Annotated in this window: 12 protein-coding genes; 9 read left to right on the plus strand and 3 right to left on the minus strand. The window is 71.1% G+C overall.

Going from position 1 to position 13,515, the window contains the following annotated elements; translation table 11 throughout:
- Position 1: 1 nt before the first annotated feature.
- A complete protein-coding gene (locus ACGFH8_RS16640; protein ID WP_393367787.1) occupies positions 2-784 on the minus strand; it encodes a 3-hydroxybutyrate dehydrogenase in 783 nt (260 codons plus the stop codon).
- Between the two features lie 304 nt (positions 785-1,088).
- On the opposite strand from ACGFH8_RS16640, the gene ruvC reads away from it, so the two are divergent.
- The 8 genes from ruvC to ACGFH8_RS16680 all read left to right on the plus strand — a co-directional run bounded on the left by ruvC (position 1,089) and on the right by ACGFH8_RS16680 (position 10,619).
- Positions 1,089-1,616 carry a crossover junction endodeoxyribonuclease RuvC gene (ruvC, locus tag ACGFH8_RS16645; protein WP_357245262.1) on the plus strand — a complete coding sequence of 176 codons (528 nt, stop codon included), beginning with the start codon at positions 1,089-1,091 and terminating at the stop codon, positions 1,614-1,616.
- The gene (gene ruvA, locus ACGFH8_RS16650) at positions 1,613-2,215 is read left to right on the plus strand and encodes a Holliday junction branch migration protein RuvA (protein ID WP_393367789.1); all 603 of its coding nucleotides are present in this window, start codon (positions 1,613-1,615) and stop codon (positions 2,213-2,215) included. The genes ruvC and ruvA overlap by 4 nt, the downstream gene beginning before the upstream one ends.
- An 85-nt stretch (positions 2,216-2,300) precedes the next feature.
- Complete coding sequence (gene ruvB / locus ACGFH8_RS16655; protein ID WP_393367791.1) at positions 2,301-3,368, plus strand: Holliday junction branch migration DNA helicase RuvB; 1,068 nt, start codon at positions 2,301-2,303, stop codon at positions 3,366-3,368.
- Positions 3,369-3,508: 140 nt separating this feature from the next.
- On the plus strand, positions 3,509-3,847 hold the full coding sequence (gene yajC, locus ACGFH8_RS16660) for a preprotein translocase subunit YajC (RefSeq protein WP_393367792.1): 339 nt from the start codon (positions 3,509-3,511) through the stop codon (positions 3,845-3,847).
- A 278-nt stretch (positions 3,848-4,125) separates the two neighbouring features.
- A complete protein-coding gene (gene secD / locus ACGFH8_RS16665; protein ID WP_393367794.1) occupies positions 4,126-6,054 on the plus strand; it encodes a protein translocase subunit SecD in 1,929 nt (642 codons plus the stop codon).
- 1 nt (position 6,055) lies between these two features.
- Positions 6,056-7,249, plus strand: a complete 1,194-nt coding sequence (gene secF, locus ACGFH8_RS16670; protein ID WP_393367796.1) for a protein translocase subunit SecF — start codon at positions 6,056-6,058, stop codon at positions 7,247-7,249.
- Between the two features lie 80 nt (positions 7,250-7,329).
- Complete coding sequence (locus ACGFH8_RS16675) at positions 7,330-7,896, plus strand: adenine phosphoribosyltransferase (protein WP_393367798.1); 567 nt, start codon at positions 7,330-7,332, stop codon at positions 7,894-7,896.
- Positions 7,897-8,096: 200 nt separating this feature from the next.
- A complete protein-coding gene (locus ACGFH8_RS16680) occupies positions 8,097-10,619 on the plus strand; it encodes a RelA/SpoT family protein (protein WP_393367800.1) in 2,523 nt (840 codons plus the stop codon).
- A gap of 66 nt (positions 10,620-10,685) precedes the next feature.
- On the opposite strand, the gene ACGFH8_RS16685 is transcribed toward ACGFH8_RS16680, so the two are convergent.
- Positions 10,686-11,525, minus strand: coding sequence for a peptidylprolyl isomerase (locus ACGFH8_RS16685; protein WP_393367802.1), 840 nt, complete (start codon positions 11,523-11,525; stop codon positions 10,686-10,688).
- Positions 11,526-11,586: 61 nt separating this feature from the next.
- Positions 11,587-12,471 carry a peptidylprolyl isomerase gene (locus ACGFH8_RS16690; RefSeq protein ID WP_393367804.1) on the minus strand — a complete coding sequence of 295 codons (885 nt, stop codon included), beginning with the start codon at positions 12,469-12,471 and terminating at the stop codon, positions 11,587-11,589.
- Positions 12,472-12,740: 269 nt separating this feature from the next.
- Between ACGFH8_RS16690 and ACGFH8_RS16695 the strand changes: the two genes are divergently transcribed.
- The gene (locus tag ACGFH8_RS16695) at positions 12,741-13,451 is read left to right on the plus strand and encodes an MBL fold metallo-hydrolase (RefSeq protein ID WP_393367805.1); all 711 of its coding nucleotides are present in this window, start codon (positions 12,741-12,743) and stop codon (positions 13,449-13,451) included.
- The last annotated feature ends 64 nt before the right edge of the window (positions 13,452-13,515 follow it).

Consider the following 13,515-nt stretch of genomic DNA (forward strand, 5'->3'; position numbering starts at 1 on the left):
ACTAGTTGGCCGTCCAGCCCCCGTCGAGGGCGATCGACGCGCCGGTGATGAACGCCGCCGGCGGCGAGCAGAGGTACGCCAACAGCTCGGCGACCTCCTCCGGCTCGATCAGTCGCTTGATCGCGGCCCGAGCCAGCATGATCTTCTCGATCACCTCGGCCTCGTCGATGCCGTGACTGGCCGCCTGGTCGGCGATCTGGCTCTCCACGAGCGCGGTGCGTACGTACGCCGGGTTGATGCAGTTGGCGGTCACCCCGTGCGCGGCGCCCTCCAGCGCCACCACCTTCGACAGCCCCTCCAGGGCGTGCTTGGCCGAGACGTAGGCCGCCTTGTACGGCGACGCGCGCAGCCCGTGCACCGAGGAGATGTTGACGATCCGACCCCAGCCCCGGGCGTACATGTGCGGCAGCGCCCGGCGGATCAGCAGGAACGGCGCCTCCACCATCACCCGGTGGATGTACTCGAAGCGCTCGACGGGAAAGTCCTGGAGCGGTGCGACGTGCTGGAGCCCGGCGTTGTTCACCACGATGTCCACGTCCACGTCGAGGCGGTCCACCGCCGCGGCGTCGGACAGGTCCACACCCTCGGCCCGGCCACCGACCTCGGCGGCCACCGCCCTGGCCGCCGCAAGGTCGCGATCCACCACGAGCACCGTGGCGCCGGCCGCCCCCAGCCGCCTGGCACACGCCCGCCCGATGCCGCTACCACCCCCGGTGACCAGGGCGGTCCGACCGGCGAGGTCGATCTGCACGACGTGGGGGACCGCCACGGGTTCTGCCGTCATGGCGCAAGAAGTTACGAGCTGTGTGCTCCCCGGCACATGGGCCAGCGACACATACTCCGTCCCAAAGCTGTGTGGCCCACCCGCCCCCCGCCGCAAGATCGCGCAGCATCCAGGACGTAGTTGTCTCCTGGTGCTTCGTTGCCACTACATCCCGGATCGAGCGTGACCTTGCGGCTGGCGCTCCGGAACCCCGCTCCCGGCCGGTCGAGCGCGGGGCGGGAGGGCGTGTCCCGTGGGGCTGGTGGGAAGAGCGCCGGTTAGGGTGTCGAACACACGTACTGCTGACGGCTGGGGAGGGGGCGGCGTGCGGGTGCTGGGGGTCGACCCGGGGCTGACCCGGTGCGGGGTGGGCGTGGTCGAGGGTGTGCCGGGGCGTCCCTGCACTCTGATCGCCTACTACGTGGTCTACACCGACCCGGCCGACGACCTGGCGCTGCGCCTGTTGCACCTGGACCGGTCGCTGAACAAGTTGGTCGCCGAGCACCAGCCGGAGAGCGTCGCCGTCGAGCGGGTGTTCAGCCAGCACAACGTGCGTACGGTGATGGGCACCGCGCAGGCCAGCGGCATTGCGGTGCTGGCCGGGGCGCGTGCCGGGCTGCCGGTGCAGACGTACACGCCGAGCGAGGTGAAGGCGGCCGTGACCGGTTCCGGTCAGGCGGACAAGGCGCAGATGACCGCGATGGTCACCCGGCTGTTGCGGCTGGCCGAGCCGCCGAAGCCGGCCGACGCCGCCGACGCGCTGGCCCTGGCCATCTGCCACGTGTGGCGCGGCGGGACCCGCTCGAAGCTGGCCGCGGCAGCCGACCGGGCACGACGAGGAGGAGCACGATGATCGCCAGCGTGCGCGGCACGGTGACCGCGACGGGTCCGGACCAGGCCGTGATCGAGGTCGGCGGTGTCGGCCTCGCGGTGCACTGCGCCCCCGGCACCCTCGCGGAGCTGCGGGTCGGCCAGGTCGCCCGGCTCGCCACCAGCCTGATCGTGCGGGAAGACTCGCTCACCCTCTACGGCTTCGCCGACGACGACGCCAAGTCGCTGTTCGAGTTGCTCCAGACCGCCAGCGGGGTGGGGCCGCGACTGGCGCAGGCGGTGCTTGCCGTGCACAGCCCGGACGCGGTGCGCAAGGCGATCGCCAACGCCGACACGGCAGCCCTGACCCGGGTGCCCGGGATCGGCAAGAAGGGCGCCGAGCGCCTGGTGCTGGAGCTGCGCGACCGGATCGGCCCGGTGCCGATCGGCGCCGACGGGGTGGCCGGGGTGACCCGCGGCAGCTGGCCCGACCAGGTCCGGCAGGCGCTGGTCGGCCTGGGTTGGACGGCCGGCCAGGCCGATCAGGCGGTGGCCGCGGTGGCCGAGACGATCGAGGGTGAGACGCCGCCGGTGCCGGTCCTGCTCAAGCAGGCCATCCGCCTGCTGGGTCGGACCCGATGAGCGCCCCGGCGGCGGAGGGTGGCGCGGTGCGCGCGAGGAGTGCGTCGGGGTCGCGAGCCCCGCGGTCGCGAGTGAAGAGGGCACGGTGAGCGAGACCGACGGGCTTGTCTCGGCGTACGTCAGTGACGCCGACCGGGACGCGGAGGCCACGGTCCGGCCGAGGCGGTTGGCCGAGTTCATCGCCCAGAACCGGGTGCGTGATCAGCTCGACCTGTTGTTGCAGGGCGCGATGCGGCGGGGTTCGCCGCCGGATCACATCCTGCTCTCCGGTCCACCCGGCCTGGGCAAGACGAGTCTGGCCAACATCGTCGCCGCCGAGTTGGGCGCGGGTATCCGGGTGACGAGCGGCCCGGCGATCGAGCGTTCCGGCGACCTGGCGGCGATCCTGACCAGTCTCGCCGAGGGGGACGTGCTCTTCATCGACGAGATCCACCGCATCGCGCGTCCGGCCGAGGAGCTGCTCTACAGCGCGATGGAGGACTTCCGGGTCGACGTGGTGGTCGGCAAGGGGCCGGGGGCGACGGCGATCCCGCTGGACGTCGAGCCGTTCACCCTGGTCGGCGCGACTACCCGTTCGGGTCTGTTGACCGGGCCGATGCGGGACCGGTTCGGGTTCGTCGCCCACCTCGACTTCTACGCCCCGGCGGATCTGGAGACGCTGCTGCACCGGTCGGCGCGGATCCTCGGTGTGCCGATCACCCCCGAGGGCGCGACCGAGATCGCCGGTCGGTCCCGGGGCACGCCGCGGATCGCCAACCGGCTGCTGCGCCGGGTCCGCGACTACGCCGAGGTGCGGGCCGACGGCGTGGTCGATGTCGACACCGCCCGTGCCGCGTTGATCGTGTACGACGTGGACGCGCTCGGGTTGGACCGGCTGGACCGTGCGGTGCTGACCGCGTTGGTCGACTCGTTCCGGGGTGGCCCGGTGGGTCTGTCCACCCTTGCCGTGGCGGTGGGGGAGCAGCCGGACACGGTCGAGGAGGTCTGCGAGCCGTTCCTGGTCCGCGCCGGTCTGTTGGCCCGTACGCCGCGGGGGCGGGTGGCCACGGAGGCCGCCTGGCGGCATCTGGGGCGTACTCCGCCGAATGGTACCTTTGGCATGGATAGTCCGCCTGTGCCCGATCTGTTCTCGATGGATACCGATCAGCCGTGATAGGAACGTGATCTGTGCCGCATTCGGCGTTCTCAGGCGCAGGGTTTAGACTTCGCCGCGGTCTGTACAGGACGTGAGATTCCGCCTCCGCTCCGGCGCCCCAAGCGCCGGGCCGGTGGCCAGTGGGAAGGTCAGTAACCGTGAACTACATAGCAGCGGGCCCCTCAGGCGGCGGCATCACGCCGATCCTGATGATCGTCCTGCTCTTCGGTGTCATGTATTTCATGATGATCCGACCCCAGCAGAAGCGCCGCCGTGAGGCCGAGTCGATGCAGTCCGGGCTCGGCCCGGGCGACGAGGTCGTCACCATCGGCGGGCTCTACGGCACGGTCACCGGCATCGAGGACGACACCGTCCTGATCGAGGTCGCCCCGGGCGTGCAGACCCGCTACGCCCGCGCCGCCATCGCCCGGGTGACCACCCGCGCGGAGCTGCCGAGCGAGCCGGTCAGCGAGGACGCCGACACCATCAAGGAATGACCCCTGCTCCCGGGGAATGGCGGGTCCGGCGTACGGCCGGTCGGCCGACCTCCGGGCCACCGCGCCCGACGGGGCAGCGGACCAGGCAGTAAAACTGGATAGTTGGGTCGACGCCGGGCGTCGGCACGTTCCCGTGACCAGCGGCGTTCCACGCTGGCGTGTCCGGGCCACGTGTCGGCATCTCGTCGGCCCAGGTCAGACCCGTCAGCCGGGACCCCCGGCCCGACACCGCCGCCGCTGCGCACAGCGGCGCGACCGCACAGGGAGACAGGACAGCCGTGGCACCACCTCAGGGACAGATGCGCCCCGGGCGGCAGCTCGCCGTGCTCGGGTTCATCTTCGTCGTCCTCTATCTTCTGGTGTTCTTCTCCGGCGGCGCCAAGGGCAGCTTCCAGGACCGGCTCGAGCCTCGGCTCGGTCTGGACCTGATCGGCGGCACCCGGGTGACGTTGGAGGCGAGAAACAGCATCGGCGGCAAGGCCCCGACGGCGGAGAATCTCGAGGAGGCTCGTCAGATCATCGAGAGCCGGGTCAACGCGTTCGGCGTGGCCGAGGCCGAGGTGGTCACCGAGGGCAACCGGAACATCGTCATCTCCCTGCCCGGTGAGAACCGCAACCTGGACAACGTGGGCAACGCCGCCGAGCTGCGCTTCCGCAAGGTGCTCAAGGGCGCCGACGGCAGCGGTACGGCGGCCGTGCCGCCACCGGCCACGGCCGCCCCGCCTGGCAGCGTGACCCCCTCCGGCGGGGCGACTCCGTCCGCCGGCGCGACCCCGACCCCGTCGGGCAGCGGCGCGCCGAAGGTGACCTCGTCGCCCAGCGGCGGTCAGGGTGGGATGGCCCCGGCGCCCAGCGCCACGCCCACTCCCTCCGCGTCCGCCTCGCCCTCGGCGAGTGCCGCGCCCAGCGCCAGTGCCAGCGCGGAGCCGGTGTCGGCCAGCATCGAGGAGCAGCGCAAGGCCGTCGAGCAGAAGGTCGGCGCCCCCGCCTGGCAGGCCGCCAGCGGGTTGCAGGCTCCCGCGGACCTGAGCGCCGACCCGTCGCTCGCCGACAAGCTCAAGCCGTTCAGCACGCTGTCGCCGCAAGAGGTCGCCGTGCTGTCGGCGCAGATGCAGTTCAACGTGCCGACCATCGGTTGCAAGCAGCTCGACGAGCGTCCCCCGGCGTCGATCTCCGACCCGAAGCAGCAGGTCGTCTCCTGCGAGGACGGCGCCTCGAAGTACCTGCTCGACCAGGCCAAGGTGCTGGGCACCGACGTGTCCGACGCCGACGCGGTGCTCGACCAGACCAACGCCTGGGTGGTCAGCCTCGACTTCACCGGCGACGGGCAGGGCAAGTGGACCGGCCTGACCCGCGAGTCGTTCACCAACGAGGGTCAGGCCTGCGACGCCACCGCGCTCGGGCAGGACGGCAAGTGCCGGGTGGCCGTCGTGCTGGACAACAAGATCGTCTCCTCCCCGGAGATCCAGGGCGTGCTGACCGGCAACTCGCAGATCACCGGCAGCTTCACCCAGAAGGACGCGAGCACGCTCGCCGGTCAGCTCCGTTACGGCGCGCTGCCGGTGACCTTCAAGCAGCAGGAGGCGCAGAACGTCACCGCCACGCTGGGCGCCAGCCACCTGCGCGCCGGTCTGCTCGCCGCCGGCATCGGCATGCTGCTGGTCATCATCTACTCGTTCTTCTACTACCGGCTGCTCGGCTCGGTGATCTTCCTGAGCCTCATCCTCTCCGCGCTGCTCGTCTTCGGCGCGCTCGTGGTGCTCGGCCGGCAGATCGGCTTCACGCTCACCCTCGCCGGCATCGCTGGCATGATCGTCTCACTAGGTGTGGCGGCGGACTCGTTCGTCATCTACTTCGAACGACTGAAAGACGAGATCCGCGAGGGCCGCAGCCCACGGAGCGCGGTGCCGCGCGCCTGGATCCGGGCCCGCCGGACGATCATCTCGGCCAACGCGATCACCCTGCTCTCCGCCGTGGTGCTCTACGTGGTCTCGGTCGGCACGGTCAAGGGCTTCGCCTTCGCTCTCGGTCTGGCCACCGTGCTGGACCTGGTCGTGGTCTTCCTCTTCCGGCACCCGATCATGACGATGTTCGCCCGCACCCGGGCGTTCCTGTCCCCGCGGGTCAGCGGTCTGGGCCGGGCACTGCCGGCCCGCAACCAGCCGACTCAGACTCAGCCCCGCAACCCGCGCGCCAAGGAGGCCTGAGATGGCTCAAAACGGTCTGGCGAGCCGCCTCTACAACGGCGAGGCCGGTCTCAACATCGTCGGCCGCCGCAAGCTCTGGTTCGGCGTCGCCGGGACCCTGATCCTGATCGCGCTGCTCAGCTTCGGTCTGCGGGGCTTCAGCCTCGGCATCGAGTTCGCCGGCGGCAACTCGTTCCAGGTGCCGGCCAGTGTCGGCACCCTGGAAGACGCCGAGCGGGAGGTCAACTCGGCCCTCGCGGCGGAGAACACCGGCATCAAGGTGGCCACCGTCCAGAAGGTCGGCGGCACCGGTGGTGACACCTACGAGCTGCGGACGCCGCAGCTCGACGCCGAGAAGACCAACGCGGTGAAGGGTCAGATCGCCGAGGACCTCGGGATCAACCCGGATCAGATCAGCAGCAACCAGGTCAGCGAGGCGTGGGGCAGCCAGGTGACCCAGCGGGCCTTGCTCGGTCTGGTCATCTTCATCGCGCTGGTGATGGTCTACCTGATCCTGCGCTTCGAGTGGCGGATGGCCGTCGCCGCGGTGGCGTCGCTCATCACCAACCTGATCCTCACCGCCGGCATCTACTCGCTCGTCGGCTTCGAGGTCACCCCGTCGACGATCATCGGCTTCCTCACGATCCTGGGCTTCGCGCTCTACGACGTGGTGGTGGTCTTCGACAAGGTCCAGGAGAACACCCGCGGCATCACCGCCAACAACAACCAGACGTACGGCGAGGCGGCCAACCTGGCCGTCAACCAGAGCCTGATGCGGTCGCTGAACACCTCGGTGGTCGCCCTGCTTCCGGTCGGCGGTCTGCTCTTCATCGGTGCCGGCCTGCTCGGTGCCGGCACGTTGAAGGACCTCGGCCTGGTGCTGTTCGTCGGTATGGCGGTGGCGTTCCTGACCTCCATCCTGGTGGCCACGCCGCTGCTGGCCCTGCTCAAGAGCTACGACCCGCGGATCCAGGCGCACGCCAAGCGCGTCCAGACCCGGCGGGGCGGGCTCGCCCGGGGCGAGGTCACCAGCAAGGGCGCGGTGAGCCCGACCGAGGGCCAGGCGACCGAGGAGTCGCTCGACCCGGACGCCGCCGCGCTGGCCGGTGCCGCGCCCAAGGTGGGCGCTCGCCCGGCGGGTAAGCGGCCGACCGGCGCCCGGGGCGGTCGTCCCGGTGGCGGCGGCAACCGGCCGGGTGGCGCCAAGCGGCGCTGACCCACCACGAAACACCCGAACGGCGTCCGGCATGCTGTGCGTGCCGGACGCCGTCGTCGTTGAAGGAGAGCGGAACAGCCATGACGGAGACCCACAGCACCGCGGCGCGCGGGGACAGCGGCCCGGAGGCCGCCCGACTGGTCGCCAGCCGGGTGCTGGACGTGCCCGACTTCCCCAAGCCCGGTGTCATGTTCAAGGACCTGATGCCGCTGTTCGCCGACGGTGCGGCGTTCCGTGAGGTGATCGACGGGATCGTCGCGTACCACGGTCGGGACGCCTTCGACGTGGTGGTCGGCATCGAGGCGCGCGGGTTCGTCGTCGCCGCGGCCGTCGCGTACGCGACCGGGGTCGGCGTGGTGCCGGTCCGGAAGGCCGGCAAGCTGCCCCGCCCGGCGCACTCGGTCTCCTACGCGCTCGAATACGGCGAGGCCACCCTCGAGGTGCACGAGGACGCCTTCACGGCCGGGCACCGGGTGCTGGTGGTCGACGACGTGCTGGCGACCGGTGGCACCGCCGAGGCGACGCTTGACCTGGTGGAGCGGGCCGGCGGAACCGTCACCGGCTTCACCGTGCTGCTGGAGCTCGGCTTCCTGGGTGGACGCAAGCGGTTGGCACCGCGTCCCGTCCATGCCCTGCTGACCGTTTGACCCCGTCGGTGACGGACTGACCGTTTGGTGGCGGAGTCGTCGGGCGGAGCCCGTGCCGACCGTCCGGCGGAGCGGCAGCCGACCGTGCGTGCGGGTAGCATTGCCCATTGCTGACGCCGGCGGTACGCCGCCTGCGTGGCGCGAGACCAGGCCGGCCGAGTGTTCGGCAGGTGTTTTCCCGGCGAGCGGTGAGGAGGCCGGTGTCCCACGATGTCGTCCCTCCGGCGGAGGGCACGGTGCACCCGACAGGCGACGCTGACGGCACGGTGACCGACCGGGCAGGCGACGCGCCAGCCCGGGTGACGGGCGCCGACAGCGGCTCTGGCCGGGCTGCGGGCGAGAGCCCGGCAGATCCGATCAGCGGCCCGCCGAGCGTCCAGGCGTCCCCCGGTGCCGACGGGGTGGTGGTGCCGTTCCCGAGCGACGCCGGCGTCGACCCGTCGCCGAGCGGTGGCTTCGGGTTGTCCAACGCGCCCACCGGGCGGCGGGTGCGGGCCCGGCTGGCCCGGTTCAACGCGCCCTGGCAGACCTCGCAGGTCAGTGAGGTGCTGGAGCCGCTCATCGCGAGCCACCGGGACAACCACCCCAAGGCCGACGCCCGGCTGCTCCAGCGCGCCTTCGACACGGCCGCGCGGTGGCACTCCGGGCAGTACCGCAAGTCCGGCGACCCGTACATCACCCACCCGCTCGCGGTGGCGACCATCCTCGGCAACCTGGGGATGGACACCACCACGCTCGTGGCCGCGCTGCTGCACGACACCATCGAGGACACCGAATACACCCTCGACGCGATGCGCGCCGACTTCGGCGGCGAGGTCGCCCTGCTCGTCGACGGCGTCACGAAGCTCGACAAGGTCAAGCTGGGTGACGCGGCCAAGGCCGAGACGATCCGCAAGATGGTCGTGGCGATGGCCAAGGACCCCCGGGTGCTGGTGATCAAGCTGGCCGACCGGTTGCACAACATGCGCACCCTGACCTTCCTGCCCCGCCCCAAGCAGGAGCAGAAGGCCAAGGAGACGCTGGAGATCCTGGCGCCGCTGGCGCACCGGCTCGGTATGAACACGATCAAGTGGGAGCTGGAGGACCTGTCCTTCGGCACGTTGTTCCCGAAGCGCTACGAGGAGATCAACCGCCTGATCGGGGAGCACCAGCCGCAGCGCGAGACGCTGTTGCGGCAGGTCACCCAGAAGGTCGGCACCGACCTGAAGGCCGCCAAGATCAAGGCGGAGACCACCGGGCGGCCGAAGCACCTCTACTCGATCTACCAGAAGATGATCGTGCGCGGTCGTGACTTCAACGACATCTACGACCTGGTGGGCGTGCGGATCCTGGTCGACACGGTGCGCGACTGCTACGCGGCGCTGGGGGTCATCCACGCCAACTGGCAGCCGGTGCCGGGCCGGTTCAAGGACTACATCGCGATGCCGAAGTTCAACATGTACCAGTCGTTGCACACGACTGTCATCGGGCCCACCGGCAAGCCGGTGGAGATGCAGATCCGCACGTACGCGATGCACCGCACCGCGGAGTTCGGCATCGCCGCGCACTGGAAGTACAAGGAGCACAAGGGCACCCAGATCGTCGGCCCGCCCGCGCACATCGACGAGATGACCTGGCTGCGGCAGTTGCTGGACTGGCAGCGGGAGGCGGCCGACCCGAGCGAGTTCCTGGACGCGCTGCGCTTCGACCTGTCCAGCCAGGAGGTGTACGTCTTCACCCCGAAGGGTGACGTCATCCCGCTGCCGACCGGGTCGACGCCCGTGGACTTCGCGTACGCGGTGCACACCGAGGTGGGGCACAAGTGCATCGGGGCGCGGGTCAACGGCAAGTTGGTGCCGTTGGAGTCGACGCTGTCCAACGGCGACGTGATCGAGATCTTCACGTCGAAGTCCGAGACGGCCGGCCCCACGCAGGACTGGCTGGGCTTCGTCAAGAGCCCGCGGGCGCGCACGAAGATCCGCCAGTACTTCAACAAGGAGCGGCGCGAGGAGGCGATCGAGGCCGGCAAGGACGCGATCGTCAAGGCGATGCGCAAGCAGGGCATGCCGTTGCAGCGGATGCTCACCTCCGACGCGCTGATGTCGATCGCACGGGACCTGCACCTGGCCGACGTGGCGTCGCTCTACGCGGCGGTCGGTGACAGCCAGGTCTCCGCGCAGTCGGTGGTGCAGAAGCTGATGGCCGCGTACGGCGGCGAGGAGGGCGCGGCGGAGGACATCGCCGAGACCGCCGTCGCCACCCGGCCGCCCCGCAGCCGCCAGAGCAGCAACGACCCGGGTGTCGTGGTCCGCGGCGTCAGCGACGTCTGGATCAAGCTGGCCCGCTGCTGCACCCCGGTCCCACCGGACTCGGTGTTCGGCTTCGTCACCCGCTCCGGCGGGGTGAGCGTGCACCGCGACGACTGCGCCAACGCCGAGGACCTGCGGGCCCAGAGCGAGCGGGTGGTCGAGGTCAGTTGGAAGCTCACCTCCGCCTCGACCTTCCTGGTCGCCATCCAGGTCGAGGCACTGGACCGGCACAAGCTGCTGGCCGACGTCACCCGGGTGCTCTCCGACGAGCGGGTCAACATCCTCTCCGCCACCGTCACCACCACCCGCGACCGGGTGGCGGTGAGCCGGTTCAGCTTCGAGATGGCCGACCCGAAACACCTGGGCCACCTGCTGGCCACGGTCCGCAAGGTGGACGGCGTCTTCGACGCGTACCGGGTCACCTCCGGCGCCTGACGCGTACCCCGGACACGACAGCGCCCGCCGGCTCAGCCGGCGGGCGCGTGGTCGTCTGCGCGGGGGTCAGCCCTGCGGCGCGCTCATCGTGAGGTCCTTGATGATGACCTCCTTCTTCGGGTGGCCGCCGCCGGCCTGCTGGGCGAACGCCCCGTCGTCGCCGGCCTTGGCCACGTCCTTGACGATGTCCATGCCACCGGTGATGGTGCCCAGCACCGTGTACGCCGGGTCCAGCGGCGAGTCGCCGTAGACGATGAAGAACTGGCTTCCGGTGCTGCCCGGATCGGAGGACTTGGCCATCGCGATGACACCCTCCGGGTACGGCGGGCGCTTGTCGGTGGGCAGGTTCTCCTCGGCCATGCGGTAGCTCGGGCCGCCCTGGCCGTCGGTGTCCCGCCAGCCGTTGCCGGTGGCGCTGGGGTCGCCGCACTGCAACACCTTGATGCCCTCGCTCACGAGGCGGTGGCACTTGGTGTTGTCGAAGAAGTTCTTCTCCGCGAGGTAGGTGAAGCTGCCCGCCGTGCAGGGGACCTGCGACCTGTCGACCTTGGCCGTGATCGGGCCCAGGTTGGTGTCGATCGTCATGGTCTGCACGCCGGTGCCGGACTGCTGGTTGCTCGGCAGCCCGACGTCCTTGATCTGCGGGGGCCGCTTGTCGGTGGGCAGCGCGTTGAACGCGCACTCCGCCGCGCCGGCCGCCGGTGCGGCGGAGTCCTTCTTGTCGTCGCCGCCGCCGAGGCTCACCGCCAGCCACACGGTGCCGGCGACCACGAGCACCAGCGCGGCGGCCGCGCTGACGATCGCCCGGGTCTGCCGGCGCTTACGGGCCGTGGCCGCGCGCTCGGCCATCTCCTTCTCGAGCCGGGCGCGTGCCGCCGCGCGCTGCCGCTCTCTGGTGGACGTCACGCCTGGATCCTCCTGGCTGTCTGCTGCTGGGTGCCGCTTGGGTGTGGGTGGTTGCGACCGGTCAGCCGGCGCTGGGGCTGCTGGCCGGCGCGCCGGAGGCCGACGGCGCTGGTGCCGCCGCGGTGACCGGCTCACCGACGGTGAGGCTCTGGATGGTCACGTCGGTGCTGGGCTTGACCTTGGCCCCGGTCCCATTGTCCACGGTCGGGAGGGCACCGATCTTCTCCACCACGTCCAGCCCGCCGGTCACCCGGCCGATCACCGGGAACTTCGGGTCGGTGGTGGTGAAGTCCTTGAAGAAGATCAGGAACTGGCTGCCGTTGCTGCCCGGCGGGTTGGCGATCATCGCCACGGTGCCCTTCGGGTACGTCGGCGGCTGGCCGGGGGCCGGGCTGGCCGACGGTGACGCCGACGGCACGGTGGGCAGCTCCTCGTCGTAGAACGAGTAGGTCGGCCCACCGAGGCCGGTGCCGCTTGGGTCGCCGCAGCGCAGCGCGCCGTCGGCGGTGATCTCGTGGCACTTGGTGTTGTCGTAGAACGACCGGCTCGCCAGGTGCGCGATGCTCGCCGCCGCACAGGGCGAGTTGGTCAGGTTGAGCTCCGCGGTGATCGGCGCACCCTGGTTGGTGGTCACCGTCATCGCCCGGGTGCCCTCGGTGGGCAGACCCTTGCTCTCCGGCGTGCCGACGTCCTTGAGGTTGGTGTTGGCCGCCGCGTCCTGCGGCGTCCAGAGGCAGGTGTCCCCGGTGGCCGTGGTCTGCTTCGAGTCGGAGTCGAACGCCCCGAGCGCCCAGGCGGAGCCGGCCACGACCAGCACCAGGATCAGGGCGGCACCGACACCGGCCTGGATCTGCCGACGTCGCCGCGTGGCGGCGGCCCGGCGAGCCAACTGCCGGTCGAGCTTGGCCCGCGCCAGTTTGCGCTGCCGGTCCCTGCTGGAAGCCACAGGTGCTCCCCTTTCCTCTACCTGGTCGTCGCCGGCGGCCGGACGTCCCGGCCCGTCCGGGCGTCACGTGTGCCGCGCCACACGCCCGCCAGAGTGTACGGCTAGTGACTGGGAAAGTGGTGTACGAGGTCCACCCCGTCCCGAGCAGCGCTTATCGGGCGATGTCACTGTGCCCCACGGGGCCCGCGGGACGGACGCGGCAAACTCGCTCGGCGCGCCCGTTAGGCTGCTGGGCAGGACGACAGCCGTTCGACGAAAGGACAGCGCCCGTGCTCGTGGCCGGCTTTCCCGCGGACGCCTTCGGCACCAACTGCTATGTGGTTGCCACCGCGCCGGGGGAGCAGTGCGTGGTGGTCGACCCCGGCATCGGGGTGCTCGACCAGCTCGACGCGCTGCTCGCCGAGCACCGCCTGCATCCGGCCGCCGTGCTGCTCACCCACGGCCACCTCGACCACACCTTCTCGGTCGCGCCGGTGTGCGGCGCACGGGGCGTCACCGCGTACGTGCACCCCGGTGACCGGGAGATGCTCGCCGACCCGACCAAGGGCCTCTCCGCCGACCTGACGTCGCTCTTCGGCGGCCGGTTGAGCTACACCGAGCCGGACGACGTGGCCGAGCTGACCGACGGCGCCACCCTCAGCCTCGCCGGCCTGGAGATCGCCGTCGACCACGCCCCGGGCCATACCGGCGGGTCGGTGCTGTTCCGGCTGCCCGGCGCGGGCTCGGGCTGGGAGGCGGACGAGATCTGCCTGTCCGGCGACGTCCTCTTCGCCGGGTCGATCGGCCGCACCGACCTGCCGGGCGGGAGCATGCCGGCCATGCTCACCAGCCTGCGCGAGAAGGTCCTCCCGCTGGCCGACGACACCGTCGTGCTGCCCGGCCACGGCCCGAGCACCACCATCGGCCGCGAGCGCGCCAGCAACCCGTACCTCATCGAGGTGGCCGGCACGTCGCCGGCCGCTCCCACCCGGGGCCTCTAGATCTCCCGTCCGCGCCGCGCGCGGACCCACGACACCACCGCGCCGTGGGCGCGGCACCGCAAGG

The organism is Micromonospora sp. NPDC049175 (assembly GCF_043197345.1).
GTDB lineage: Bacteria > Actinomycetota > Actinomycetes > Mycobacteriales > Micromonosporaceae > Micromonospora.